This window comes from Streptomyces sp. NPDC053750, assembly GCF_044544295.1.
Classification (GTDB): Bacteria; Actinomycetota; Actinomycetes; order Streptomycetales; family Streptomycetaceae; genus Streptomyces.
The window spans coordinates 117,580-141,999 of record NZ_JBITXB010000013.1; the positions used below are offsets into that span (position 1 = coordinate 117,580).

The 24,420-nt window shown below is 71.4% G+C and carries 25 protein-coding genes, 2 pseudogenes and 1 riboswitch; of the genes and pseudogenes, 1 reads left to right on the forward strand and 26 read right to left on the reverse strand.

Features of this window, described 5'->3' with window-relative positions; all coding sequences use genetic code 11:
* Positions 1-44 precede the first annotated feature (44 nt).
* The 10 genes from ACIGO6_RS30720 to rpsB form a co-directional block, all read right to left on the reverse strand.
* Positions 45-845, reverse strand: coding sequence for a maleylpyruvate isomerase family mycothiol-dependent enzyme (locus tag ACIGO6_RS30720; protein WP_399882074.1), 801 nt, complete (start codon positions 843-845; stop codon positions 45-47).
* Positions 846-870: 25 nt separating this feature from the next.
* Complete coding sequence (locus ACIGO6_RS30725; RefSeq protein ID WP_399882076.1) at positions 871-1,899, reverse strand: ABC transporter ATP-binding protein; 1,029 nt, start codon at positions 1,897-1,899, stop codon at positions 871-873.
* Positions 1,900-3,591: an ABC transporter permease gene (locus ACIGO6_RS30730; RefSeq protein WP_399882078.1), complete on the reverse strand. Its 1,692-nt coding sequence runs from the start codon at positions 3,589-3,591 to the stop codon at positions 1,900-1,902. It abuts the gene before it with no gap.
* Entirely contained in the window at positions 3,567-4,655 is a 1,089-nt protein-coding gene (locus tag ACIGO6_RS30735) for a thiamine ABC transporter substrate binding subunit (protein WP_399882080.1), read from the reverse strand. The genes ACIGO6_RS30730 and ACIGO6_RS30735 overlap by 25 nt, the downstream gene beginning before the upstream one ends.
* A gap of 80 nt (positions 4,656-4,735) precedes the next feature.
* A riboswitch (TPP riboswitch) is annotated at positions 4,736-4,841 on the reverse strand.
* 42 nt (positions 4,842-4,883) lie between these two features.
* Positions 4,884-5,996, reverse strand: coding sequence for a 23S rRNA (adenine(2503)-C(2))-methyltransferase RlmN (gene rlmN, locus ACIGO6_RS30740; protein ID WP_399882082.1), 1,113 nt, complete (start codon positions 5,994-5,996; stop codon positions 4,884-4,886).
* 174 nt (positions 5,997-6,170) lie between these two features.
* Positions 6,171-7,328, reverse strand: coding sequence for a phosphatidate cytidylyltransferase (locus tag ACIGO6_RS30745; RefSeq protein ID WP_399882084.1), 1,158 nt, complete (start codon positions 7,326-7,328; stop codon positions 6,171-6,173).
* Complete coding sequence (gene frr, locus ACIGO6_RS30750; RefSeq protein WP_029394086.1) at positions 7,328-7,885, reverse strand: ribosome recycling factor; 558 nt, start codon at positions 7,883-7,885, stop codon at positions 7,328-7,330. The genes ACIGO6_RS30745 and frr overlap by 1 nt, the downstream gene beginning before the upstream one ends.
* A gap of 180 nt (positions 7,886-8,065) precedes the next feature.
* Positions 8,066-8,824 carry a UMP kinase gene (pyrH, locus tag ACIGO6_RS30755; RefSeq protein WP_031039590.1) on the reverse strand — a complete coding sequence of 253 codons (759 nt, stop codon included), beginning with the start codon at positions 8,822-8,824 and terminating at the stop codon, positions 8,066-8,068.
* 205 nt (positions 8,825-9,029) lie between these two features.
* Positions 9,030-9,866, reverse strand: coding sequence for a translation elongation factor Ts (tsf, locus tag ACIGO6_RS30760; RefSeq protein ID WP_311571093.1), 837 nt, complete (start codon positions 9,864-9,866; stop codon positions 9,030-9,032).
* A 94-nt stretch (positions 9,867-9,960) separates the two neighbouring features.
* Positions 9,961-10,866, reverse strand: a complete 906-nt coding sequence (rpsB, locus tag ACIGO6_RS30765) for a 30S ribosomal protein S2 (protein WP_399882087.1) — start codon at positions 10,864-10,866, stop codon at positions 9,961-9,963.
* A 301-nt stretch (positions 10,867-11,167) separates the two neighbouring features.
* Between rpsB and ACIGO6_RS30770 the strand changes: the two are divergent.
* Positions 11,168-11,752 (forward strand): annotated as a pseudogene (locus tag ACIGO6_RS30770) (murein hydrolase activator EnvC family protein); the annotation flags it as partial.
* A 142-nt stretch (positions 11,753-11,894) separates the two neighbouring features.
* Here the strand turns inward: ACIGO6_RS30770 and ACIGO6_RS30775 are convergent.
* The 16 genes and pseudogenes from ACIGO6_RS30775 to rpsP form a co-directional block, all read right to left on the reverse strand.
* Complete coding sequence (locus ACIGO6_RS30775) at positions 11,895-12,452, reverse strand: TetR/AcrR family transcriptional regulator (protein ID WP_399882205.1); 558 nt, start codon at positions 12,450-12,452, stop codon at positions 11,895-11,897.
* Positions 12,453-12,592: 140 nt separating this feature from the next.
* The gene (whiG, locus tag ACIGO6_RS30780; protein ID WP_399882089.1) at positions 12,593-13,435 is read right to left on the reverse strand and encodes an RNA polymerase sigma factor WhiG; all 843 of its coding nucleotides are present in this window, start codon (positions 13,433-13,435) and stop codon (positions 12,593-12,595) included.
* Between the two features lie 280 nt (positions 13,436-13,715).
* On the reverse strand, positions 13,716-14,858 hold the full coding sequence (gene dprA, locus ACIGO6_RS30785; protein WP_399882207.1) for a DNA-processing protein DprA: 1,143 nt from the start codon (positions 14,856-14,858) through the stop codon (positions 13,716-13,718).
* 161 nt (positions 14,859-15,019) lie between these two features.
* Complete coding sequence (locus ACIGO6_RS30790) at positions 15,020-16,645, reverse strand: YifB family Mg chelatase-like AAA ATPase (RefSeq protein ID WP_399882091.1); 1,626 nt, start codon at positions 16,643-16,645, stop codon at positions 15,020-15,022.
* Positions 16,645-17,007, reverse strand: a complete 363-nt coding sequence (locus ACIGO6_RS30795; protein WP_399882093.1) for a YraN family protein — start codon at positions 17,005-17,007, stop codon at positions 16,645-16,647. Before ACIGO6_RS30795 ends, ACIGO6_RS30790 begins: the two co-directional genes overlap by 1 nt.
* Before the next feature lie 107 nt (positions 17,008-17,114).
* Complete coding sequence (locus tag ACIGO6_RS30800) at positions 17,115-17,423, reverse strand: DUF2469 domain-containing protein (protein ID WP_003965949.1); 309 nt, start codon at positions 17,421-17,423, stop codon at positions 17,115-17,117.
* A 56-nt stretch (positions 17,424-17,479) separates the two neighbouring features.
* Positions 17,480-18,004, reverse strand: coding sequence for an NUDIX hydrolase (locus ACIGO6_RS30805; protein WP_399882095.1), 525 nt, complete (start codon positions 18,002-18,004; stop codon positions 17,480-17,482).
* Positions 17,994-18,770 (reverse strand): signal peptidase I, encoded by a 777-nt coding sequence (gene lepB, locus ACIGO6_RS30810; RefSeq protein ID WP_399882097.1) that lies wholly within the window; start codon positions 18,768-18,770, stop codon positions 17,994-17,996. Before lepB (ACIGO6_RS30810) ends, ACIGO6_RS30805 begins: the two co-directional genes overlap by 11 nt.
* Before the next feature lie 99 nt (positions 18,771-18,869).
* A complete protein-coding gene (lepB, locus tag ACIGO6_RS30815; protein ID WP_399882099.1) occupies positions 18,870-19,871 on the reverse strand; it encodes a signal peptidase I in 1,002 nt (333 codons plus the stop codon).
* Positions 19,762-20,844 (reverse strand): annotated as a pseudogene (gene lepB, locus ACIGO6_RS30820) (signal peptidase I); the annotation flags it as partial. The gene lepB (ACIGO6_RS30815) and the pseudogene lepB (ACIGO6_RS30820), both read right to left, overlap by 110 nt.
* Complete coding sequence (gene lepB / locus ACIGO6_RS30825) at positions 20,837-21,577, reverse strand: signal peptidase I (protein ID WP_399882101.1); 741 nt, start codon at positions 21,575-21,577, stop codon at positions 20,837-20,839. The pseudogene lepB (ACIGO6_RS30820) and the gene lepB (ACIGO6_RS30825), both read right to left, overlap by 8 nt.
* A gap of 45 nt (positions 21,578-21,622) precedes the next feature.
* A complete protein-coding gene (rplS, locus tag ACIGO6_RS30830; RefSeq protein WP_399882103.1) occupies positions 21,623-21,973 on the reverse strand; it encodes a 50S ribosomal protein L19 in 351 nt (116 codons plus the stop codon).
* A gap of 136 nt (positions 21,974-22,109) precedes the next feature.
* Positions 22,110-22,943, reverse strand: coding sequence for a tRNA (guanosine(37)-N1)-methyltransferase TrmD (trmD, locus tag ACIGO6_RS30835; protein ID WP_399882105.1), 834 nt, complete (start codon positions 22,941-22,943; stop codon positions 22,110-22,112).
* Positions 22,943-23,515 carry a ribosome maturation factor RimM gene (rimM, locus tag ACIGO6_RS30840; RefSeq protein WP_399882107.1) on the reverse strand — a complete coding sequence of 191 codons (573 nt, stop codon included), beginning with the start codon at positions 23,513-23,515 and terminating at the stop codon, positions 22,943-22,945. Before rimM ends, trmD begins: the two co-directional genes overlap by 1 nt.
* A gap of 150 nt (positions 23,516-23,665) precedes the next feature.
* Entirely contained in the window at positions 23,666-23,905 is a 240-nt protein-coding gene (locus tag ACIGO6_RS30845) for an RNA-binding protein (RefSeq protein WP_003973401.1), read from the reverse strand.
* 2 nt (positions 23,906-23,907) lie between these two features.
* A complete protein-coding gene (gene rpsP, locus ACIGO6_RS30850) occupies positions 23,908-24,336 on the reverse strand; it encodes a 30S ribosomal protein S16 (protein WP_399882109.1) in 429 nt (142 codons plus the stop codon).
* Positions 24,337-24,420: the final 84 nt, after the last annotated feature.

A 24,420-nucleotide genomic window follows, 5' to 3' on the forward strand; every position in this document is an offset into this window, starting at 1 on the left:
GCAGCGGTGGCCCGTCCCCGACCGGGGGCGGGCCACCGTCGTGTTCAGCCGAACGTCGCCTTCTCCAGCCAGAGTTCCAGCAGCTCGCGGTCGCCGATCACCTGGAGTCCCGGGGAGTCCGGCGGCAGCCTGCGGTAGAAGGCCAGCAGCACGTCCGTGAGCGGCCCCCGCAGCGCCACGGTCGCCTTCTCGTGGCCGCGGCGCCAGGTGACGCCGTCGTCAGGGAGCTCGATCAGCCACTCCGCGCCCACGTCGGCAGGCGCGTCGGTGGCGTGCAGGTGGATGCTGCGGCCCGGGGCCCGCAGTTCCTTCGTCGGCCCGTCCGGGAGGACCCGCTGCACGAACTGCACGATCTCCAGCCACTCGTCGACCGCGTCGGCCGCCACGTCCGCGTCGACCGGGTCGAACGGCCGGCCCGCCGCGAGAGCCGCGTCCGCCCCGTGCACGACGAGTTCGTGCGTCATCCGGCGCGCCCAGAAGCCGGCGGTGTGGATCCCGGCCCACGACCATGCCTGCGCGTCCGGCCCGGCCTCCCGCAGCACACCGACGACCATGACGCCGGACTCCGCGAGCCATGCCTCCAGTGCGGCGGAGTCTCCCCGCTCGTCCGGGCCCGCCGATCCCGGCGCCCGGTCCACCGGGACGTCCTCCTCGGCGCGGGTACGGACGATCAGCTCCACCCAGCGCAGGGCACGGCCGACGTGCCGTACGAGGTCCTCCAGGGACCAGTCCGGGCAGGTCGGCACGGTGGCGGACAGGTCGGCGCCGGAGGACAGGACAGCGCGCAACTGCCCTACCTGACGGCTGATTTCGTCGCAGTAGCGATCGTGTGCGAGAAGCGTCATGCCCGTCACCCTACGAGCGGGACGATCACCCGAGCACGACGATTTCCGCCGCGTCGAACTCCACCCCGACCGTCTCCCCCACCTCCGGCGCCGCCCGCAGCGCGCACGCCGCCTCCAGCCGCGGCGCGTCCCCGGGCTGGAGGTGGACGGCGACGTGGGTGCCGCGGAAGGTGCGGGCGGTCACCGTGCAGCGCAGGCCCGCGTCGGCGGGCACCAGGCGGACCCCGGCGGGCCGGACCAGCAGGGTGTGCGTTCCCTGCGGGGCGTCCTCGGGGACCGGCACCTTGCCCCAGGGGGTGTCCGCGGCCGGTCCCGCGACGGTCGCGCCGACCACGTTGTCGAAGCCGAGGAAGCGGGCCACGAACGCGTCGGCCGGGCGCTGCCACACCTCGAGCGGCGTCCCCGACTGGGCGATCCGCCCGTCCCGCATCACCACGACCCGGTCGGCCAGCGCGAAGGCCTCGCCCTGGTCGTGCGTCACGGCGAGCACGGTGGTGCCCAACCGGCCGAACAGCTCCCGCAGTTCCACCACGAGGCGCTCCCGCAGTGAGCGGTCCAGCTGGCCGAGCGGCTCGTCCAGCATCAGCAGCCGGGGCCGGGGCGCGAGGGCGCGGGCCAGTGCCACCCGCTGCTGCTCACCGCCGGAGAGCGCGGCGACGGACCGGCGGGCGGCGCCCGGCAGCCCGACCAGCTCCAGCAACTCGGCGACCCGGTCCTGCTGCTCGGCGCGGGAGGCACCGTGCATCCGCGGTCCGAAGGCGACGTTCCCGGCCACGTCCCGCTGCGGGAACAGCTGGTGGTCCTGGAACATCAGCCCGACCTCGCGCCTGTGCGCGGGCACCCCGGACTGGTCGCGCCCGTCGAGCGTCACCCGTCCGGCGTCCAGCGGCTGGAGCCCGGCGACCGCCCTCAGCAGCGTCGACTTGCCGCTGCCGCTGGGCCCGAGCACGCACACCACCTCGTGCTCGGCGACCTCCAGGTCGACGGCGTCGAGCACGGCCCGCCCGCCGAAGCGGACGGTCGCGCCTTCGAGGCTCAGCAGGCTCGACGGCATCTAGAACTCCCCGCTCCGGTCGGTCCGCAGCCGCTCCAGTACCACCAGAGCCACGGCGCACACCAGCATCAGAATCGTCGAAAGGGCCATCGCCTGGCCGTAGTTCATGTCCCCGGGCCGCCCCAGCAACCGCGCCACCGCGACCGGCAGCGTCGGATTGTCGGGCCGCGCGATGAACACGGTCGCCCCGAACTCCCCGAGCGACACCGCGAAGGCGAATCCGGCCGCGACCAGCAGCGCCCGCCGCACCATCGGCAGATCCACCTCGCGCCACACCCGCCACGGCGACGCCCCGAGCACCGCCGCCGCCTCCCGCAGCCGTCCGTCCACCGCCCGCAGCACCGGCAGCATGGTCCGTACGACGAAGGGGACGCCGACCAGTGCCTGCGCGAGCGGCACGAGGATCCACGACGCCCGGAGGTCCAGCGGAGGCTCGTCCAGCGCGATCAGGAACCCGAAACCGACGGTCACGGCGGACACCCCGAGCGGCAGCATCAGCAGCGCGTCGAAGCCGCGGACGAAGCGGCCCGCGTCCCGCCGGGTGAGCGCGGTGGCGGCCAGCGCGCCGATCACCACGGCGATGACGGTGGCGGCGACGGCGTACTGGAGGGAGTTGCCGATCGCCTCGATCGGCGGCACGAGGAAGGCGCCGCCGTCCTCGCGGGTCAGCGCCCGGTAGTAGCCGAAGCCGGGTGCGCCCAGCGACCGCTCCACCAGCACGGCGAGCGGCAGGACCAGCAGCACGGCGACGGTGGCCAGAACCCCGGCGAGCAGCGCCCACTGCCCACTCCCGCGCGGTCGGCGCGCGGTCGTGGCCGCGTCCACCAGCCGCAGGGCCGTCTCCCGCCGCCGTACGGTCCAGGCGTGCACGGCGAGGATGGCGGCGACCGCCACGAACTGGATCAGCGTGAGCACGGCGGCCGTGGACAGGTCGAAGATCTGGGAGGTCTGCCGGTAGATCTCCACCTCCAGGGTGGAGAAGGTGGGCCCGCCGAGGATCTGGACCACGCCGAAGGAGGTGAAGGTGAACAGGAAGACCATGAGCCCGGCGGCGGCGACGGCGGGGGCGAGCGCGGGCAGGGTGACCTGCCGCCAGGCCTTCAGCCGTGAGGCGCCGAGCATCCGCGCGGCCTCCTCCTGCCGCGGGTCGAGCTGCGACCACAGGCCGCCGACGGTGCGGACGACGACGGCGTAGTTGAAGAAGACGTGCGCGAGGAGGATCGCCCACACCGTGGTGTCCAGGCGCACGCCCCACAGCTCGTCGAGCAGCCCGCCGCGCCCCACCAGGGCCAGGAACGCCGTACCGACGACGACCGTCGGCAGCACGAACGGCACGGTCACCACCGCCCGCAGGACCTGTTTGCCGGGGAAGTCGAAGCGGGCGAAGACGTACGCGCCGGGCAGTGCGATCAGCAGCGTCAGCGCGGTGGACGCCAGCGCCTGCCAGGTGGTGAACCACAGCACGTGCCGCACGCCGGACTGCGCGAGCACCTCCCCGATCCGCCCGAACTGCCAGGCTCCGTCGATCTTCAGTCCGCGTGCGACGATCGCGGCGACGGGGTAGGCGAAGAACACCGCGAAGAACGCGACGGGCACGGCCATCAGGGCGAGCCGCGCCGCGCTCCCGCGTCGCCGGCCGGTGGCGGCCTCGGCCGCCGCGCCCTTGGCTACTTCAGTACGAGTGAGGTCCACGACTCGACCCACTGGTCACGGTTGTCGGCGATCTCGTCCGGGTCCATCGTCCGGGGGTCCTTCACCTCGGGCGCGTGCGCGGTGAAGTCGGCGGGCAGCTTCGCGTCCCCGGCCACCGGGTGGACGAACATGTTCAGCGGCATGTCCTCCTGGAACTGCTTGCCGATCAGGAAGTCGATCAGTGCCTTGCCGCCCTCGGGGTTCTTCGCGTTACTCAGCAGCCCGGCGAACTCGATCTGCCGGAAGCAGGTCCCGGTCGCCACGCCCGTGGGCGCGGTGTCCGGCTTCGGGTCGGCGTAGATCACCTCGACGGGCGGGGAAGAGGCGTAGGAGACGACGAGCGGACGGTCGCCCTTCGCCTTCTTGCCGCCCGCGGAGCCGGAGAACTCCTCGTTGTACGCCTGCTCCCAGCCGTCGACGACCTTGACGCCGTTGTCCTTGAGCTTCTTCCAGTAGTCCTGCCAGCCGTCGTTCCCGTACTCGGCGGCGGTGCCCAGCAGGAAGCCGAGGCCGGGCGAGGAGGTGGCGGCGTTCTCGGTGACGAGCAGGTTCTCGTACGCGGGCTTGGTGAGGTCGTCGAAGGAGTCCGGCGGCGTCAGCTTGTGCTCGCTGAAGTACGCCTTGTCGTAGTTGACGCAGATGTCGCCGTAGTCGACGGGCGTGACCCGGTGCTTGTCCCCGTCGACGCGGTACCGCGCGTCGACCCGGTCCAGGCCCTTCGCCTCGTACGGCTGGAACACCCCGTTGTCCAGCGCCCGCGACAGCAGCGTGTTGTCGACGCCGAAGAAGACGTCGCCCTGGGGGTTGTCCTTGGTGAGGACGGCCTTGTTGACGGCCTGTCCGGCGTCGCCGTCCTCGAGGACCTTGACCTTGTAGCCGGAGCTCTTCTCGAACGCGGCGATGACGTCCTTCGACGCCGCCCACGAGTCGTGGCTGACCAGGGTGACGGTCTTGGCGTCGCCGGAGCCCTTGCCGTCGCCGTCGGACGACGACCCGCACGCGGCCAGGCCGCCGACCATGCCGAGGCCTACGACCAGGACGGTGGCCTTCTTGGTGATGCTCACTGAATTCCTCCTGGGTGACCAGGAGAAGACGCGGCCCTGCCCGGGAACCCCTGACGAGGATCCCGGGCAGGGCGCAACAGCTCGAGTGGTGACCGATCTCCCTACCCAGAATGACCTGGGCCAGGTTCGGAGGGTCTGCGGCCGGTGCCGCACTCTCAGCGCTGTGGCGCTCCCCTGTCGGAATATGAAGATGTACTGGCGTTTGAAGATGTACTGACGCCGGTCAGGTTACCTCTCGCTCGCGGCGAGCTGACCGCACGCCCCGTCGATCTCCTGGCCACGGGTGTCCCGGATCGTCACCGGCACACCGTGGGCCGCGATGGCCTCGACGAACGCCTTCTCGTCCTCGGGCCGCGACGCGGTCCACTTCGAGCCGGGCGTGGGGTTGAGCGGGATGAGGTTGACGTGCACGGGCCTGCCCTTGAGCAGCCGCCCGAGCCGGTCACCGCGCCACGCCTGGTCGTTGATGTCCCGGATCAGCGCGTACTCGATCGACAGCCGGCGCCCGGACTTCGCCGCGTACTCGAACCCGGCGTCCAGCACCTCGCGCACCTTCCAGCGGGTGTTGACCGGGACGAGGGTGTCGCGCAGCTCGTCGTCGGGCGCGTGCAGCGAGACGGCGAGGCGGCACTTGAAGCCCTCGTCGGCGAAACGGTGGATCGCCGGGACGAGACCGACCGTGGAGACGGTGATGCCGCGCTGGGACAGCCCCAGCCCGTCCGGCTCGGAGTCGGTGAGGCGGCGGATGGCCCCCACGACGCGGTTGTAGTTGGCGAGGGGCTCGCCCATGCCCATGAACACGATGTTGCTGAGCCGCGCCGGGCCCCCCGGCACCTCTCCGTCCCTGAGCGCGCGCATCCCGTCCACGATCTGGTGCACGATCTCGGCGGTCGACAGGTTCCGGTCCAGGCCGGCCTGGCCGGTGGCGCAGAACGGGCAGTTCATGCCGCAGCCGGCCTGGGAGCTGATGCACATGGTGACCCGGTCCGGGTAGCGCATGAGCACGGACTCGACGAGCGTGCCGTCGAACAGCTTCCACAGCGTCTTGCGCGTGGTCCCCTCGTCGGTCGACAGGTGCCGCACGACCGACATCAGCTCGGGCAGCAGCGCCTCCTGGAGCCCCTGGCGCGAACCGGCGGGGATGTCGGTCCACTGCTCGGGGTCGTGCGCGTACCGCGCGAAGTAGTGCTGCGAGAGCTGCTTCGCACGGAACGGCTTCTCGCCGATCGCGGCGACGGCCTCCTTGCGCTCGGCAGGCGTGAGATCGGCAAGGTGCCGCGGCGGCTTCTTGGCTCCGCGGGGGGCGGCGAAGGTGAGCTCACCGGGGGCAGGACGGGCCACGGTCGGACAACTCCTCAGGACGGCGGGCCTGTGGCAACACCCCCGCGCGGCGGGGAGGACGGCAGAGCCATGCCGAAGCCAGGAGACCTCACTGGATCACCCCCGCATCGGCGGGGACACACGGAAGGGCCCGCAGCCACACGCCACGGGCCCTTCCAGGCTACCTGATGTCTGTCAACCCGAACCGACGAAGATCACCAGCAACAACCACACCACCGGCGCCGTGGGCAACAGCGAGTCCAACCGGTCCATGATGCCGCCGTGGCCCGGCAGGAGCGTGCCCATGTCCTTGATGCCGAGGTCCCGTTTGATCATGGACTCGCCGAGGTCGCCCAGCGTGGCGCTGACGGCGACCGCGAGGCCGAGCAGCAGGCCCTGCCACCAGGTGCCGTCGTCGATCAGGAACTGCATGCACAGCGCGCCCGCCACCATCGCGAACGCCACCGCTCCCAGCAGGCCCTCGCGGGTCTTGCCGGGGCTGATGCGCGGCGCCAGCTTGGTCCTGCCGAAGCGCCAGCCGACGGCATAGGCACCGGTGTCGCTGACGACCGTCAGTATCAGGAAGACCAGGACGCGCCACGCCCCGTCGTCCGCCATCAGCATCATCGCGACGAACGTGGCCAGGAACGGCACGTAGAAGGCGGCGAAGAGACCCGCCGTGACGTCCTTGAGATAGCCCTCCGGCGGTTGGGACATCCGCCATACGAGGACCGCCAGCGCCGTGAGCGCCATGGCGACCCAGGCCCCCTCGGCGCCCCGCACGTACCCGGCGACGACCATCGCCGCGCCGCCGACCGCGAGCGGCACGAGCGGCGCCTTGATGCCCTTGCGCTCCTCCAGCCGCTTGGTCAGCTCCCACAGGCCCACCACGACGGCGACCGCGACCACGCCGACGAAGACGGCCTTGACGACGAACAGCGACGCGACGATCACCACTCCGAGCCCGACACCGACGCCTATCGCGGCACCCAGGTCGCGCCCCGCGCTCTTCTTCTGCGGCTGCGGCTGCGCCGGCTGCGGGGCGTCGGGCATGGGCTCCGGATTCTGCGGCACCGCCGCATACGGCTGCGCCGACGGGTTCTCGCCGCGATACGTGTCGTCGCGGTACGGCTCGTCTCGGAACAGGGGGCCGCTCAGCCGAGCGGCCCCCCGGTCGTCATCCTGGTCTCCGCCGTGTGCGGGTACGTCGGGCACGATGGGCATGGGGCGAGTCTGCTGCGCGTACTGCGCATCGTACGCGGGACCCGCCGGGGCAGCGCCCTGGACAGGTCCCCCGTCGGACGGCCCCCAGTACCCGGCTTGTGGCGGCGCTCCCCAGGAAGAGTCGTTCATCAGACCTCGAGCAGCTCCGCTTCCTTGTGCTTCAGGAGCTCGTCGACCTGGGCCACGTACTTGGCGGTGGTGTCGTCGAGCTCCTTCTCCGCACGGCGGCCCTCGTCCTCGCCGACCTCGCCGTCCTTGATCAGCTTGTCGATGGCGTCCTTGGCCTTGCGGCGCACGGAGCGGATGGAGACCTTGGCGTCCTCACCCTTGGCCTTGGCGACCTTGATGTACTCGCGACGGCGCTCCTCGGTGAGCTCGGGGAACACCACCCGGATGATGTTGCCGTCGTTGCTGGGGTTGACGCCCAGGTCGGAGTCGCGGATCGCCTGTTCGATGTTGCGCAGGGCGCTCTTGTCGAAGGGGGTCACCACGGCCATGCGCGGCTCGGGCACGGAGAACGAGGCCAGCTGGTTGATCGGCGTCAGCGCGCCGTAGTAGTCGGCCACGATCTTGTTGAACATCGCCGGGTGCGCACGACCGGTGCGGATCGCGGCGAAGTCCTCCTTGGCGACCACGACGGCCTTCTCCATCTTCTCCTCGGCCTCGAGGAGGGTCTCTTCGATCACCACTTGCTCCTGCGTGTCTTGAGTAGGCCCGGCTGCGGTTCCCTGTCGGGCTGCGGCCGGCTGCGTCGCGTTCTTCCTGCACGGTTCCCGACCAGCGGGACATTGTCCATCCCCCGGCCCGGCCCCGTCCCGTCCGTCCCCCGGACAGGTGGCGTCCGCGGACAGGGGGTGGTGTTCCGGTCAGTCCCGGCTGCCTTGGTCACCCACAAGCGTGCCGATCTTCTCACCCTTGACGGCGCGGGCGATATTGCCCTCCTTCAAAAGCTCGAAGACCACGATCGGGAGGCTGTTGTCACGGCAGAGCGTGACGGCCGTGGCGTCGGCGACCTTCAGGTCACGGGTGATGACCTCGCCGTAGCCGAGCGCGTCGAACTTCACGGCGTCCGGGTTGGTCTTCGGGTCGGAGTCGTAGACCCCGTCCACGCCGTTCTTGCCCATGAGCAGCGCCTCGGCGTCGATCTCGAGGGCGCGCTGGGCGGCGGTGGTGTCGGTGGAGAAGTAGGGCATGCCCATACCGGCGCCGAAGATGACCACGCGGCCCTTCTCCAGGTGGCGCACGGCGCGCAGCGGGATGTACGGCTCGGCGACCTGGCCCATGGTGATGGCGGTCTGCACGCGGCAGTCGACGCCCTCCTTCTCCAGGAAGTCCTGGAGGGCCAGGCAGTTCATCACGGTGCCGAGCATGCCCATGTAGTCGGAGCGGGCGCGGTCCATGCCGCGCACCTGCAGTTCGGCGCCGCGGAAGAAGTTGCCGCCGCCGATGACGACGGCGATCTGCGCGCCGTCGCGTACGACGGCCGCGATCTCGCGGGCGATGGCGTGCACCACGTCGGGGTCGACGCCCAGGCCCCCACCCCCGGAGAAGGCCTCTCCGGACAGCTTCAGCATGAAGCGGCCGCGTACTTTGCCGTCGTCGCTCTTCTCGGCCTTGGTGGTCATGGAGATCTCGCCTCTTTTACGTGGTCACACACACGAAGAAGGCCACTGCCGGTGGGGGCGTGATTCGCATCCCATACGCGGCAATGGCCTCCTCGTCAGATCTGCTGTCGTCCGCCGCCGCGCGCGCGTGCGCCACGGCATGCGCGTACGGCGCCGACGACTGCTGTCGACCCTACCGGGGTCGCGCGTCCGTCGCGGTACGGACTCAGATGCCGACCTTGATGCGCGAGAAGCGCTTCAGGGTGACACCGGCCTCGTCCAGCACCTTCTGGACGGACTTCTTGTTGTCCAGGGCGTAGGGCTGGCCCAGCAGCGTGGCGTCCTTGAAGAAGCCGTTGAGGCGACCCTCGACGATCTTCGGCAGGGCGGCCTCGGGCTTGCCCTCGGCGCGGGTGGTCTCCTCGGCGACGCGGCGCTCGGACTCGACGACCTCGGCCGGGACGTCCTCCTTGGAGAGGTACTTCGGCGCGAAGGCGGCGATGTGCTGGGCGACGCCCTTGGCGATCTCGGCGTTCGGCTTGTCCAGCTCGACGAGGACACCGATCTGCGGGGGCAGGTCGGGCATCGTGCGGTGCATGTACGCGGTCACGAAGCCGCCGGAGAACTGTGCGAAGCGGTCCAGGACGATCTTCTCGCCGAGGTTGGCGTTGGCCTCGTCCACGAACGCCTGGACGGTCTTGCCGGGCTCGATCTCGGAGGCGAGCAGCGCCTCGAGGTCGGCCGGGGCGGCCTTGGCGACGTGCTCGGCGATGGCCGTGGCGACGTTCTGGAACTTCTCGCCCTTGGCGACGAAGTCCGTCTCGCACTTCAGCTCGACGAGGACACCCGAGGTGTTGTCGTCGGCGATGATCGAGACAACGGCGCCGTTCTCGGCAGAGCGGCCCTCGCGCTTGGCGACGCCCTTCTGGCCCTTGATACGGAGCGCCTCGACGGCCTTCTCGACGTTGCCCTCGGCCTCGTCCAGCGCCTTCTTGCAGTCCATCATGCCGGCGCCGGTGAGCTCACGAAGCTTCTTGACGTCGGCGGCGGTGTAGTTCGCCATGATTCCGGAATCTCTCTCGAAGTCTGAAGATCTACGGCCCGGACGGCGGGGGCTTCGGGGCCCCCGCCGTCCAGAACCCGCAGGTGGTGAGGGGTCAGGCCTGCTCGGCGTCCGCGGCCGGAGCCTCGGCGGCGGGCGCCTCGGCGGCGGGGGCCTCGGCGGCCGGGGCGGCCTCGGCAGCCGGAGCCTCGGCAGCCGGAGCCTCGGCGTCGGCCTTCTTCTCGGCCTTCTCGCCCTCGAGCAGGTCACGCTCCCACGCGGCGAGCGGCTCGCCGGCGGTCTTGTCACCCTTGTCACCGGCAGCGGCGCCGGAGCGGGCGATGAGGCCCTCGGCGACGGCGTCGGCGATCACGCGGGTGAGCAGGGTGACGGAGCGGATCGCGTCGTCGTTGCCCGGGATCTTGTAGTCGACCTCGTCGGGGTCGCAGTTGGTGTCGAGGATGGCGACGACCGGGATGTTGAGCTTCCGGGCCTCGCCGACCGCGATGTGCTCCTTCTTGGTGTCCACGATCCAGACGGCGCTGGGCACCTTGGACATCTCGCGGATACCGCCGAGGGTCTTCTCCAGCTTGGCCTTCTCGCGGGAGAGGACCAGCAGCTCCTTCTTGGTGAGGCCGGAGGCGGCCACGTCCTCGAAGTCGATCTGCTCGAGCTCCTTGAGGCGCTGCAGACGCTTGTAGACGGTCGAGAAGTTGGTGAGCATGCCGCCCAGCCAGCGCTGGTTGACGTAGGGCATGCCGACGCGGGTGGCCTGCTCGGCGATGGCCTCCTGCGCCTGCTTCTTCGTGCCGACGAACATGACCGTGCCGCCGTGGGCGACGGTCTCCTTGACGAACTCGTAGGCGCGGTCGATGTACGACAGCGACTGGAGCAGGTCGATGATGTAGATGCCGTTGCGCTCGGTGAAGATGAAGCGCTTCATCTTCGGGTTCCAGCGACGGGTCTGGTGACCGAAGTGGACGCCGCTTTCCAGCAGCTCCCGCATCGTGACGACGGCCATGGCCGTATCTCCTTGGTGTTCTCGGTTGTGCCGCGCGAGCCGGACGGCTCCCGCGCCTGACGCCCGCGACGCGCCTGCCACAAGGGACCGAGGGGCGCTGACACGAGCCTTGACCGGCCTCGTGTCGGGGCGTGCGAAGTCGACCCGGTGACCCGGATCGCCATCAGAAGTGTACGGGACCCACGGGGTACCGGGTGACGCGGCTGTCCACAACCGGGGGCGCGATCCACAGGCCCGGGCGACGACGGCCCTGGTGCGGCACGGTTCTGGCATGCGAGCGAGGCGATGTGTGAGTGCGTGCATGTGGGTGGCGCTGCTGCTGAGCGTCCTGTCCCCGGGGCCACCGCGAGGGGTGCGGACACCGACCGTGACGGAGGCGGTGCCGGTGGCGGTGACGGAGACGGCCGCGTACGCCGGGCGGGCCCCGGACCCGGCGGTGCCGGCCGTGGCCCGCGTCTGGCCGGTCGGCACCCGGCCCCCGGTCCTGCGGGGCTGGGAGCCTCCGGCGACCCCGTACGGGCCGGGTCACCGCGGCGTGGACCTCGCCACGGCGGCCGGGGCCCCGGTACGGGCGGTGGCGGCGGGGAGGGTGTCGTTCGCGGGGCGGGTGGCGGCCAGGGGCGTCGTCTCGCTGGAGCTGACCGGGACGGGCGATCCACCCCTGCGCACTACGTACGAGCCGGTCGAGGTGTCGGTGAAGAAGGGCGACCGGGTCGCGGCGGGCGAGGTGCTCGGCACGGTGGAGCCGAGGGGCTCCCACTGCACGGCCTGCCTGCACTGGGGCCTACGGCGGGGAGACGTCTACCTGAACCCGCTGTCCCTGCTCCCACCGTGGCTGAACGGGGGGCCGTCGAGACTGCTGCCCGTCCTCGGAGTCCCCTTGCCCGAACCCGACCGGTCGGGGGCGCGAGGGCCTACCGGGGCGGCACGGGTGGGCGCCGACGGCGCCTCCTGGCGCGGCGAGCCCGTAGCCGACCGGGGACGAAGACACCGGGGGACGCGCCGGGACGTCGAGCGCCGCCGGGCGGTCAGCCCCGCACGCCCCGCAACGCCATGGACACCGCCGCCTCGGTGATCGCCGTCGGCTCCTCCGCCGCCCCCAGCTCGATCCGCCGCACGGCCGCGTCCACGACCCCTTGCAGCAGCATCGCCGCCAGCCGCGGCTGTGCGTGACCCATCTCCCCGAGCGCCTCGACGATCATCGCGATCAGCCCGCCGTGGGCCGCCCTGATCTTCTCCCGCGCACCGGCGTCCAGCTCGCCGGCGGAGATGGTCACGACGGCCCGGTGCCGCCGGTCCCCGACGAGGTCGAGCTGCTTGCGCACATACGCCTCGACCTTGCCCTCGGGCGTCGTCTCACGCTCCATCGCTGCCTCGACCTCCGCGGCCCAGACCGGGAAGTCGACGGCGCACAGCTCCTCGACGACCGCCGCTCGCGACCGGAAGTACTCGTAGACGGACGACCGGGCAAGCCCCGTCCGTTCGGCGAGGGCGGGGAAGGTCAGCGCCTCCGTTCCGCCGTCGGACAGCAGGGAGCGTGCCGCGTCCAGCAGGGCGGCACGCTGCATCGACCGGTGCTCGGCCACGGAGGCCGCTCGAATCCTTGGCACCCCACCACTTTACGGACGCGCCACCCCGTACGGGAGTCACTCACCCGGCCGCACGACCGCCGACAGGGTCACCCGCGGGGACACCGGGAGGGCCGAACGCCGGGCACAACCCCAGGTCAGCGACCGAATCCCGCCAGTTTCGCCCGCAGCTGCAACACCGACTTGGTGTGGATCTGACTGACCCGGCTCTCGGTCACACCCAGCACGTTCCCGATCTCGGCGAGCGTCAGCCCCTCGTAGTAGTACAGCGTGACCACGGTCTTCTCACGCTCGGGCAGCGTGTTGATCGCCCGCGCGAGGAAGCGCCGCAGCTCCCGGTCCTCGGCGATCTCCACCGGGTTGTCGGCGGCGGTGTCCTCGAGCGTGTCCATGAGGCTCAGCCGGTCCCCGCCCTCGCCCCCGGCGTGCAGCAGCTCCTCCAGCGCCACCACGTTGGCCAGCGACAACTGGCTGAAGACCGCGTGGAGCTCCTCCACCGCGATCCCCAACTCGCCGGCCACCTCGCCCTCCGACGGGGTCCGCCGCAGCCGCGCCTCCAGCGTCGCGTACGCGCGCTCGACGTTCCTCGCCTTCTGCCGCACCGACCGCGGGATCCAGTCCAGCGCCCGCAGCTCGTCGATCATGGCGCCCCGGATCCGGGTGATCGCGTACGTCTCGAACTTGATCTCCCGGTCGACATCGAACTTCTCGATCGCGTCGATCAGTCCGAACACGCCCGAGGAGACGAAGTCCGCCTGCTCCACGTTGGGAGGCAGTCCCACGCTGACCCGGCCCGCCACGTATTTCACCAGGGGCGAGTAGTGCAGGATCAGCTGTTCCCGCAGCCGCTCGTCCCCCGTCGCCTTGTACGACCGCCACAACTCGTCGAGTGTCGAGGGGGCGGACGGTCGCACGCTGCCACCGTCGCGGGCGGCTGGGGGGATCGCCGCCCGGTCGGACCCGGAGGTGTGCTGGGGCATTCGTCGCCTTGTGCCGTTCTGCCGTGATGCGCCTGGATGAGGCCGCCGGTCTGCTGTCTTGTTGTCGCCTGCTGTCGGCTCTCTGCGTGGGGGTCCTCGTGAGCGTAGCGTGACTGGACTGTCGCGGTGTGCGAAGAGCGAGGCGGGCACCCTACGCAGATACGTTCCGCTGAACGCTCTACAGGGGGCACGATGATCGCTCTGCGTGATCATTGGAATACCCCAACTGCCGGGAATCCCAAGGGCGTAGGGGTTCCCCCGGACGGCCGAACACGCTGGGTCAGCACGGGCGCCGGCCGCCGCGGACCGAGATCATCGTCTGGCGTGTCAACTTCCAGCCGTCGCCGTGTCGTTCGACGTAACCAAGTGCTCGAAGTTCGTACAGTCTCGCGATCGCGTCGTCCTCCGAGGTCTGGGCGCGCCGCGCCACCTCGGCGGCCTCCGCCGCGCCGCGCGCCGGTAGTCCGGCCAGCACCTGTCGGGCCCGGGGTTCCAGCAGGTCGGTGGGGAGTACGGGCCCGCGCCGGTCCGGGGGCAGTTCACCGATGTCGCCGACCAGTTCGACGACCTCGTCGGCGTCGGTGACGAGCACCGCGTCCCCGCGCAGCAGCTCGTGCACCCCCGCGGACAGCGCGCTGGTGGCGGGCCCGGGCACACCCATCGTGTGCCGGCGCAGGCGCTGTGCCGCCCGTGCCGTGACCAGCGAGCCGCTGCGGTAGGCGGCCTCGACGACCACGGTGCCGCGGGTGAGCGCGGCGATCACACGGTTGCGCAGGATGAACCTGCTCGGCGTCGGGTGATCGCCCGGCGGCAGCTCCCCGACGACCAGCCCCTGTTCCGCGATCCTGGTGATCAGGCGGGCGTGCCCGGGCGGGTAGGGACGGTCGACGCCGCAGGCGAGGACCGCGGCGGTGGCGCCGCCCGCGCCGAGTGCGCCCCGGTGGGCGGCGCCGTCGACCCCGTAGGCGCCGCCGGACACCACGACCCAGCCGCGTTCGGCGAGGCCGGCGGCGAGGGTGGCCGCCATGTGGGCGCCGTACTCGGTGCAGGCGCGGGCGCCGACGACGGCCACCGACCTCAGCGCCCACATGCGCAGGCTGGGCCGGCCCCGCACCCACAGCCCGAGCGGCCGGGCGTCCCCCAGGTCGTCGAGCTGCCCCGGCCACTCGGCGGTTCCGGGTGCCACGAAGCGCGCCCCCGCCGCCCGGGCGACGGCGAGGTCCCTGTGCGGCTCGGCCAGGCCGGCCCGGGCGCACAGCCCGGCCCACCGTTTCCCGCTCACCCCCGGAAGCGGACGCCCGCCCTCCCGCAGTCGCCGCACCACCTCTGTGACACCACGCTCCCGCACCCACCGCCCGCCTGTCTCGTCCCCGGGCTCGATGACCCGGGTGAGGAAGACCCGCCCGAGCAGCTCGTCGTCCACCCGCCCGCCCCGTCCCGGGCCGCCGCCCCCGCTCGGACCATCACCGTCCCCCTCGGTCACATCCCCGCGCCCGGCCACCCCGGCGTCCGGCGCGGCGTCGCCGTCCTCCCTCGGCACGTCAGCACCGCCGCCTACCTCGCCGCCCCCGGTACGCCGCCCGGTCACGCCGACGCTCCCAGGGCCATGGGAACGCCTCGCGGCACCCCGGTGCGCAGTTGCAGGGCCAGGGCGACATCCGCCGCGTCGGGCCGGTCGTGGCCGACGAGATCCGCGACGGTCCAGGCGACCCGCAGGACCCGGTCGAGGCCGCGGGCGGTGAGCACGCCCCGCTCCAGGCTGCGTTCCGCCTCCTCCAGCGCACCGGGCGCGGCGTACCAGCGGCTGCGCAGCTCCCGGCCGGGCACCTCGCTGTTGGACCGCCACGGTGTGCCGGCGAGGCGCACTGCCGCCCGTTCCCGAGCCGCCCGCACCCGGTCGGCGACCGTCGCGGTGGCGTCACCCCGGGGGCCGTCGCCGGCCAGCTGGCTGCGTGTGACCCGGTCCACCTCGACCCGGAGGTCGACCCGGTCGAGCAGTGGGCCGGACAGCCTGGCCTGGTAGCGGCGGATCGCCGAGGGCGGGCACTCGCACAGGTCCTCCTTCCGCGAGAAGCGCCCGCACGGGCAGGGGTTGGCGGCGAGCACCATCAGGAACCTCGCGGGGAACCGCACCACGCCCGCGCTGCGCGCGATGACAACGTGCCCGGCCTCCAGCGGCTGACGCAGGGCGTCCAGCGCGTGACTGCTGAATTCAGGTGTTTCGTCCAGGAACAGAACACCCCGATGTGCCAGCGAGACGGCGCCGGGGCGCGCGATGCCGGGCCCGCCCCCGACGAGAGCCTGCATGGTGGCGGAGTGGTGCGGGGCGCAGTAGGGAGCGGCGTCGATCAGGGGTTTGCCCGGCGGCAGCAGGCCCGCCACCGAGTGCACCGCGGTGACCTCCAGCGACTCGGACCGGTCGAGCCGGGGCAGGATGGCGGGCAGCCGCTCGGCGAGCATGGTCTTCCCGGCGCCGGGCGGCCCCTCCAGGAACAGGTGGTGGCGGCCGGCCGCGGCGACCTCCACCGCGGTGCGCGCCGAGTCCTGGCCCACGACGTCGGCGAGGTCGTGGCCGTGGTCGTGCTGGGCCGCTCCCACCCCGTGCATTCCGGTGGCGGCGCCCGTGCCGGGCATGCGCAGGCCGGCGAGGAGTGGGTCGGGCCGGCCCTGCTGGTCGGGCTCCTCCTCCGGTACGGGTTCGTCGGCGAGGACGGCGATCAGCTGGCGCAGGCTCCGCACACCGAGGACCGACACACCGGGCACCAGGGACGCCTCGGCGGCGGCGCATTCCGGCACGACCACCTGCTCGCACCCGGCCTCCGCCGCGGCCAGCACGGCCGGCAGGATGCCCCGCACCGGCCGGACCCGTCCGTCCAGGCCCAGCTCGCCGATCATCACGATGTCGGCGAGCACCCGCGGGTCGATGCGCTCGGCGGCTCCGAGCACGGCCGCGGCGACCGCGAGGTCGAATCCGCTGCCGCTCTTCGGCACCGACGCCGGGCTGAGCCCCACCGTCAGCTTCTTCTGCGGCCACTCCGCACCCGAGTTCACCACCGCGGCCCGTACCCGGTCCCGGCTCTCGGTCAGGCTCTTGTCCGGCAGCCCCACCAGCGTGAACGCGGCCACGCCCGGTTCGAGGTCGGCCTGGACCTCCACCACCACGCCCTCGACGCCGACGAGGGCCACGGAGCACGTACGCGCGAAGCCCATCACGCCACCCCCCGCGCGTGCTCGACGACGGGTGCGCCGCGCTGCGGCAGGAGCACGCCGACCAGGTCGATACGGACGCCGCCCGGCGGGGCTCCCCCGTGGGCCTGGATCCAGCGGTCGGCGAGCCGCCGCAGTCGCTCCGCCTTCTCGGGGGTCACCGCGGCCATCGGGTGTTCGAAGGAACCGGCCCTGCGGGTCTTGACCTCGCAGACGACCAGGGCGTCCCCGTCCCGGGCCACGATGTCGATCTCGCCGGTCCTGCCGCAGCGCCAGTTGCGCTCCAGGACCATCATCCCGGCCTCGGCCAGCCGGCGGGCGGCGAGCGTCTCGCCGTACTTGCCCATCGCACCTCGTGCGTTCATGTCGGCACCACCTCCGGCGCCAACGATGAGGGCAGCTCAGCGAGCTGTTGGATCTTGGTGGACGGCCGGGCGACTGTGGAAAACCCGGCCACTCCTACGGGGGACCGTCAGCCTCCGGGAAGCTCCAGGTCGCTCTTGTTCAGCTCCTCGATGTTCACGTCCTTGAACGTCAACACGCGCACCTGCTTCACGAACCGGGCCGGTCGATACATGTCCCACACCCAGGCGTCGGCCATCGAGACCTCGAAGAACACCTCACCCTGGACCGAGTGCACCTGCATCTCGTAGTCGTTGGTGAGGTAGAAGCGCCGTTCGGTCTCGATCACGTATTTGAACAGACCGACGACGTCGCGGTACTCCCGGTAGAGCTTGAGCTCCATCTCGGTCTCGTACTTCTCGAGGTCCTCGGCGCTCATGGCATGTTCCCCTTCAGCCGTGCGGTCCCCCCATTGTGCGCCCGTCCCGTGAACCCCTAGACGATTTCGGTGTCGAGGGTCACCGGCCCGGCGGGGGGACCTTCGTCGAGCAGCGTGCGCAGCAGCCCGGCGAGTCTGGTCGGATACACCGTCTCATGTGCCCGGGTCAGTTCCTGACACGTCCACCAGCGCGCTCCGACGACACTGCGACGCTCGAGCTCGGTCAGGCCCGCCGCCTCGGTCGTGGTCTGGGTGGTGCGGGCCAGGTAGTACCACTCGTCCTGGTCCCAGCGGCGGCCGGCGAAGGGGAAGGAGCATCTGCGTCGCCACAGCACCGGGCCGAGCTCGACATCGGTGATGCCGGTCTCCTCCGCGAGCTCCCGCCGGGCGGCCTGCGCACGGGTCTCGTCGCCCTCCACCCCGCCGCCCGGGGTGAACCACCAGTCGTCGGCCGGATCGTCCGGCTCGTGGCCGTGCAGCAGCAGGATGCGGTCCTCGGGGTCCAGCAGCACCACCCGGGCGACCTTGCGCAGTCCGCCCCGGTACGAGTCCTGGCCCGCCGGGGTCGTCTCAGCGGCCACCGGCGGCCTCCGTCCCGGCCCGGGCACGCGCGGCCCCCGCCCGCTTGGCGAGGGGGCCGTACGCGGCGCCACCGAGGATCAGCACGACGCCGGCGATCACCAGTGCGACGACGGTCCGCAGCGGGCCCGGCGAGGACAGGCCGCCCAGCGTCTCGAATCCGGTCGGCCGCTCCAGCATGCCGTTCATGGGCCAGACCACGGCGTCCACGCGGCCGTCCACGGCATCGCGCGACACGGTGCCGCCGGCGGCGTCGGTGAGGTGGGCGGTGGAGTCCAGGGAGCCGCTGCGCTCGTCGCCGAGCAGGAACAGGCGGCCCTCGGGGACGGTCACGGTCGGAAAGCCGCTGAACTCGGCCGGTGTGCCGGCCGGCAGGTACGGCTCGTCGATCACCTTGCCGTTGACCTTGAGCCTGCCCTCCTGGCAACAGGAGACGGTGTCCCCGCCGACGGCGACGACCCGCTTGACCATCGGAGCGTTGGCCCAGGTCTTGTCCTTGAAGACGACGACGTCACCGCGGCGGACGTCGCCGCCGTCGACGCGTTGTGCCAGCACCCGGTCGCCCGCGCCGATCGTCGGCGTCATGGAGCCGGTCGGCACGGTGTACGGCCGGTAGACCACGGCCGCCCAGGCGAAGCCGCCGAGGAACAGCACGAGGCCCAGCGCCACGGCGACGCCGGACAGTCGCTGCCCGGTCCGGCTGCCCGCCGGGCGCCTGGCCGCACCGCCGCCGCGCGGGGCCGTACGTGTCGTGTTCTCGCCACCCATGGATCCGCACCTTACCCGGCGGTACCCGAACGGGGCAGCCCCTCCCGACGCGCGGGATCACGCCGCGGACGTACGGCCCCGGCCCTCGGTGCTCGGTGGTCAGGCGCCCCGGTGGGTCTCGGCGGGTGCGATCCGCCGGCGGCGCCACCAGACGACCGGTACGACACCGGCGAGGGCCAGGCCCTGGGGCGCGACCGACAGCGCTGCGGCGGCCGACGACCGGGCGTTCAGCCCCTGCTGGTCGAAGGTCTCGGGCACCGGCAGGGTGTCCCACCGGTTCATCGGCCAGGCGATCACGATGGCGCGGCCGACGACTTCCTCGACCGGGACCATGCCGCCGTTGCGGTCCGACTGGTTGTAGCGCGAGTCCCGGGAGTTCTGCCGGTGGTCGCCCATGACCCAGATGAAGCCCTCGGGAACCGTGACCTTGAACTGGCCGCCCTGGTCGTCGACGCTGCACGGCGTGTTGCCGGGGTAGACGTAGTTCTCCTCGTTCAGCGCCTTGCCGTTGACCTTGAGCGGGCCGGTGCCCTTGCACTCGACGGTGTCGCCGCCGACCCCGATGACGCGCTTGATGAGGTCCTTCTCGTCGGCGGACGGCATCAGACCGATCCAGCTGAGGACCGTCTGCAACGCGTTCGGGTCGGGAGTCGGCTCGCCCGCGAGCCAGTCGTCCGGATCGTGGAAGACGACGATCTCGCCCCGCTCGGGCTCCGATCCGAACCAGGGGGTGAGCTTGTCGACCAGGACCCGGTCATTGATCGTGAGCGTGTTCTGCATCGAGGCGGACGGGATGGAGAACGCCTGCACCAGAAATGTCTTGATCAGCAGCGCGAGCACCAGCGCGATGCCGATCAGGATCGGCAGTTCCTTCCAGAAGGAACGCTGCTTCTTGGCCGCGGGGGGCGTCCCGGGAGGTGTCCCGCCGACTCCCTCGTCCTGCGTCCCGTTCTGTTCGTCCGTCACCCTGCCGTCCTCGGTCCCGGAGTCCTGCCCGGAGGTCTGGGCGCCGTCCGCGGCCGGGCCGGCCGAGTCCACGGGGCGTCCGCGGTTCTCCTCGCCGTCGTGTCCGGACCGTGCGCCAACCGCCACATCCCCCACGCCAACTCCTCACTCTCTGCCGCCGCCTGCCCCGTATACGGTGCAGGCCCACCACTCCCATAACGAGCGGGAGTTCCGCAGGGGTCGGGAGTTGAATCATCGTGTCCGGATCGTCGGGGGCAACCCTATGCGACGACCGGGGGGCGGCGGTCGAACCGGAGGCCGAGTCGGACACCGATGCATACGTTTCCGGTTCGTCCAGGGTGGCCCAGTGGCCGAACGGCCAGGCGATCACCATGGCCCGCCCCACCACCTCGTCCTCGGAGACCGTGCCGAAGTCGGTCTCCTGGTGGACGCGGGAATCGGCGGAGTTGGACCGGTGGTCGCCCATCACCCAGAGCCGCCCCTCGGGGACCGTGACGTCGAAGGGTGTCCTGGACGGGACGTCACCGGGGTACAGGTAGTCCTCGTTCAGCGGCACGCCGTTGACGGTGACGCGTCCCTGGGTGTCGCAGCACTTGACCCGGTCCCCGCCCACACCGACGACCCGCTTGATGAGGTCCTTCTCGTCGTCGGACGGCAGCAGGCCGATGAAGGCGAGGCCCTCCTTGACCTGCTTGACGACGACGGGGTCGTCCTTCTTGGTGGTCTGCTCGCCCTGGAGCCAGCCACCCGGGTCCCGGAAGACGACGACGTCCCCGCGCTGCGGCTCGGAGCCGAACCACGGGGTGAGCTTGTCCACCAGGACCCGGTCGCCGATCCGGATGGTCTGCTCCATGGAGCCCGACGGGATCACGAACGCCTGGACCAGGAAGGTCTTCAGCACCAGCGCGATGAGGACCGCGACGCCCACGAGGAGGGGGATCTCCTTGATGGCTCCGCGTCGGCGGCGTCGTTTGACCTTGCGCTGGAGCTTGCGCCGCTCGGCACGGGACCGGCCGCCGGACGGCGGACCGGCGCGCCGGGAACCGGTGGGCAGCAGGTCCTCCGCGGGGCTGCTGGGCGCGCCGCGCGGCTTGCCCCGGCTACCCATCGCCGTCCTCGGCCCGCTCCGGCTCGTGCGTCTGGGGGTCCGGCACGCGCGCGTAGGCGTCGGGACGGTCGAGTCGGGTGGCGTGGGCGGCGGGCCAGACGATCCAGTCGGCGCGGCCGATCACCTCGTCCACCGGGACCATGCCGCCACCCGGGGAGCCCAGGTGGTCGCGGGAGTCGCTGGAGTCGCCGCGGTGGTCGCCGAGGACGAAGAGGGTGCCGTCGGGGACGACGACGTCGAAGCTCACCGTGGACGGACGGTCCCCGGGGTACAGGAAGGCCGACTCGTCGACCGACTGGCCGTTCACCTGGACCCTCCCGTCCTTGTCGCAGCACATCACGTGGTCGCCACCCACACCGACAACGCGTTTGATGTAGTCGCCGTGCCCGAAGAGTCCGGTGCCGTCGAAGACGACGATGTCGCCCCGCTGCGGCCTGCCGTCAAAACGGTACGCCAACTTGTTTACGAGAACCCGGTCACCGATCCTCAATCCGCGCTCCATGGAACCGCTGGGGATCTGGAACGGCTGCAGCACGAAGGTGCTGAGGAGCAGCAGGAACAGCAGGAAGACCAGAAGGGTCACGGTGATCCGGCCGCCCGGCACCCAGTCCGCGATCCACCTCGCGAACGCGGAACGCGACCGGTCCTCCGGGCCCTCCGGATCCGAGGGCTGCTCGGAGTCGGAAGGGCGGGAGGAGCGGTCGCGCTCCGTGGGCTGTGCTTCGGTGTCCATCGGGGCCAGATGTTATCCGGCCCCGCTACGGACCTCGGAGGGCGCTCAGCTCTCGCGCTTCTCCTTGATCTTCGCCGCCTTGCCGCGCAGCTCGCGCAGGTAGTACAGCTTGGCGCGACGGACGTCACCGCGGGTGACGAGCTCGATCTTCTCCACGATCGGGGTGTGCACCGGGAAGGTGCGCTCGACGCCGACGGAGAAGGAGACCTTGCGGACCGTGAAGGTCTCGCGCACGCCGGCACCCTGGCGGCGGATGACAACGCCCTTGAACTGCTGCACACGGGAGCGGTTGCCCTCGATGACGCGGACGTGGACGTTGACCGTGTCGCCCGGGCGGAAGGACGGGACGTCGCTGCGCAGCGACGCGGCGTCGACGGAGTCGAGCAGGTGAGACATTTCGTCTGCTTTCTTCGCTGATGCCACAGGTCATCAACGGAAACTAGGTGTGTCGGAATCAGGGTCGTGCGGGTCGGGACGGGCGTCGTGTCCCCCTGTGGCAGGGGCGCGCTCCGGACGGACGCACAACAGCGGCCTATTCTTCCACGCCCGGCGTCCTGCGCCAAAATCGACCGTACGGCTCGCCGTCCGGGTCGGGCTCCCAGCCCAGGATGGAGAGCATCTCGCGGTCCTTCTTGTCGAAGGCCCTGGGGTCGCACCGCTCGATCAGGTCGGGCCGGTTGGCCGTCGTGCGCCGCAGGGCCTCGTCGCGGCGCCAGCGGGCGATCTTCCCGTGGTGGCCGCTGAGCAGCACGTCCGGAATGCCGCGTCCACGCCACTGCGGGGGCTTGGTGTGAACGGGGCCCTCCAGGAGGTTGGCCATGGCGCCCGGGGCGAAGGAGTCGTCCCGGTGGGACTCGGCGTTGCCCAGGACGCCGGGCAGCAACCGCGCCACGGCCTCGGTGACGACGAGCACGGCCGCCTCGCCGCCGGCGAGGACGTAGTCGCCGATGGAGACCTCGTAGACGGGCATGCGGGTCGCGTACTCGTCGACGACCCGCCGGTCGATGCCCTCGTAGCGGGCCGGCGTGAAGATCAGCCAGGGCTGCTCGGAGAGGTGGACGGCGAGTTCCTGGGTGAAGGGCCGGCCGCTGGGCGTGGGCACGATCAGGGCGGGCTCGCCGGAGCCGGTCTCGTAGCCGTCGGCCAGGACGGAGTCCAGCGCGTCGCCCCACGGCTCGGTCTTCATCACCATGCCGGGACCGCCGCCGTAGGGGGTGTCGTCGACGGTGTTGTGCCGGTCGTACGTCCAGTCGCGCAGGTCGTGCACGTGGACGTTCAGCTGTCCACGCGCGCGTGCCTTGCCGACGAGGGAGACGTTCAGCGGTTCCAGGTACTCGGGGAAGATCGTGACGACGTCGAGCCGCATTACGCCCGGTCCTCCTCGGCCCCGTCCTTCGCGGCGGCGTCCCGCGCGGAGGCGATCTCGGCCCGGTCGTCGATCAGCCCCGGCGGCGGGTCGATGACCGCCCGCTGCTCGTCCAGGTCGATCTCGGTGACGATCTCGGCGACGAACGGCACGTAGACCTCGCTGCCGTCGGGGCGCTCCACCACGAACAGGTCCTGCGTGGGCAGGTGCGAGATCTCGGTGATCCGGCCGACCACGGTGCCGTCCCCGGTCACCACGTCGAGATCCATCAGCTGATGGTCGTAGTACTCGTCCTCGTCCTCGGGCCGCTCGTCGGGGTCGACGTCGGCGATCAGGAGGGTGTTGCGCAGCGCCTCGGCGCCGTTGCGGTCGCGGACGCCTTCGAAGCGCAGCAGGAGGCGACCGCTGTGCACCCGGCCGGTCTCGATGGTGAGCGGCCCGACGGAGGCGGGGTCGGTGGCCAGTACGGCACCGGGGCCGAGCCGCAGTTCCGGCTCGTCCGTGCGGACCTCGACGGTGACCTCGCCCTTGATTCCATGGGCGCGGCCGATACGCGCGACTACCAGCTGCACTGTGCTTGATCTCCTGTCGGAACTGCGACGAACCGGTCACGGCTCGTACGAAGCCGGTCACGGCCATACAACACCGGTGGCGGCCATACGACTGCGGGCCGGGGACGGCCCAGTGGCCCTCCCCGGCCCGAGCCGGTGCTGCGTTTGGCGTCAGCGGACGTGGTCCACGTCGACGAGGTCGACGCGGACACCGCGGCCGCCGATGGCGCCCACGACGGTACGCAGAGCGCGTGCGGTGCGGCCGTTGCGACCGATCACCTTGCCGAGGTCGTCGGGGTGGACCCGGACCTCGAGTACGCGCCCGCGGCGCAGGTTGCGCGAGGCGACCTGCACATCGTCAGGGTTGTCGACGATGCCCTTCACGAGGTGCTCGAGAGCCTCCTCGAGCATGCTCAGGCCTCGGTCGACTCGGACGAAGAGGACTCAGCGGCGGCCTCGTCCTTCTTGTCGGCCTTCTTCTTCTGGGTGATCGCCTCACCCTTGCCCTCGTCGTCGCCACCGATCGCGTCGAACGACGGACGGGCCGACTTCTCGGCCGGCTGCAGCAGCGGCGCCGGGGCGGGCTCGCCCTTGAACTTCTGCCAGTCGCCGGTCTTCTTCAGGATGGCGAGCACGGGCTCGGTCGGCTGGGCGCCGACACCGAGCCAGTACGCGACACGCTCGGCGTCGACCTCCATCACCGACGGGTTGTACGTCGGGTGGTACTTGCCGATCTCCTCGATGGCCCGGCCGTCACGGCGGGTACGGGAGTCGGCGACGACGATGCGGTAGTGAGGCGAACGGATCTTGCCCAGACGCTTCAGCTTGATCTTGACTGCCACGGGAGTGGGTTCTCCTGGATTTGACGTGGGTGGGCACGGCGAGAGAGCCGCGTGGGGTTGCGGTACCCGAGTGCCCGATGGACG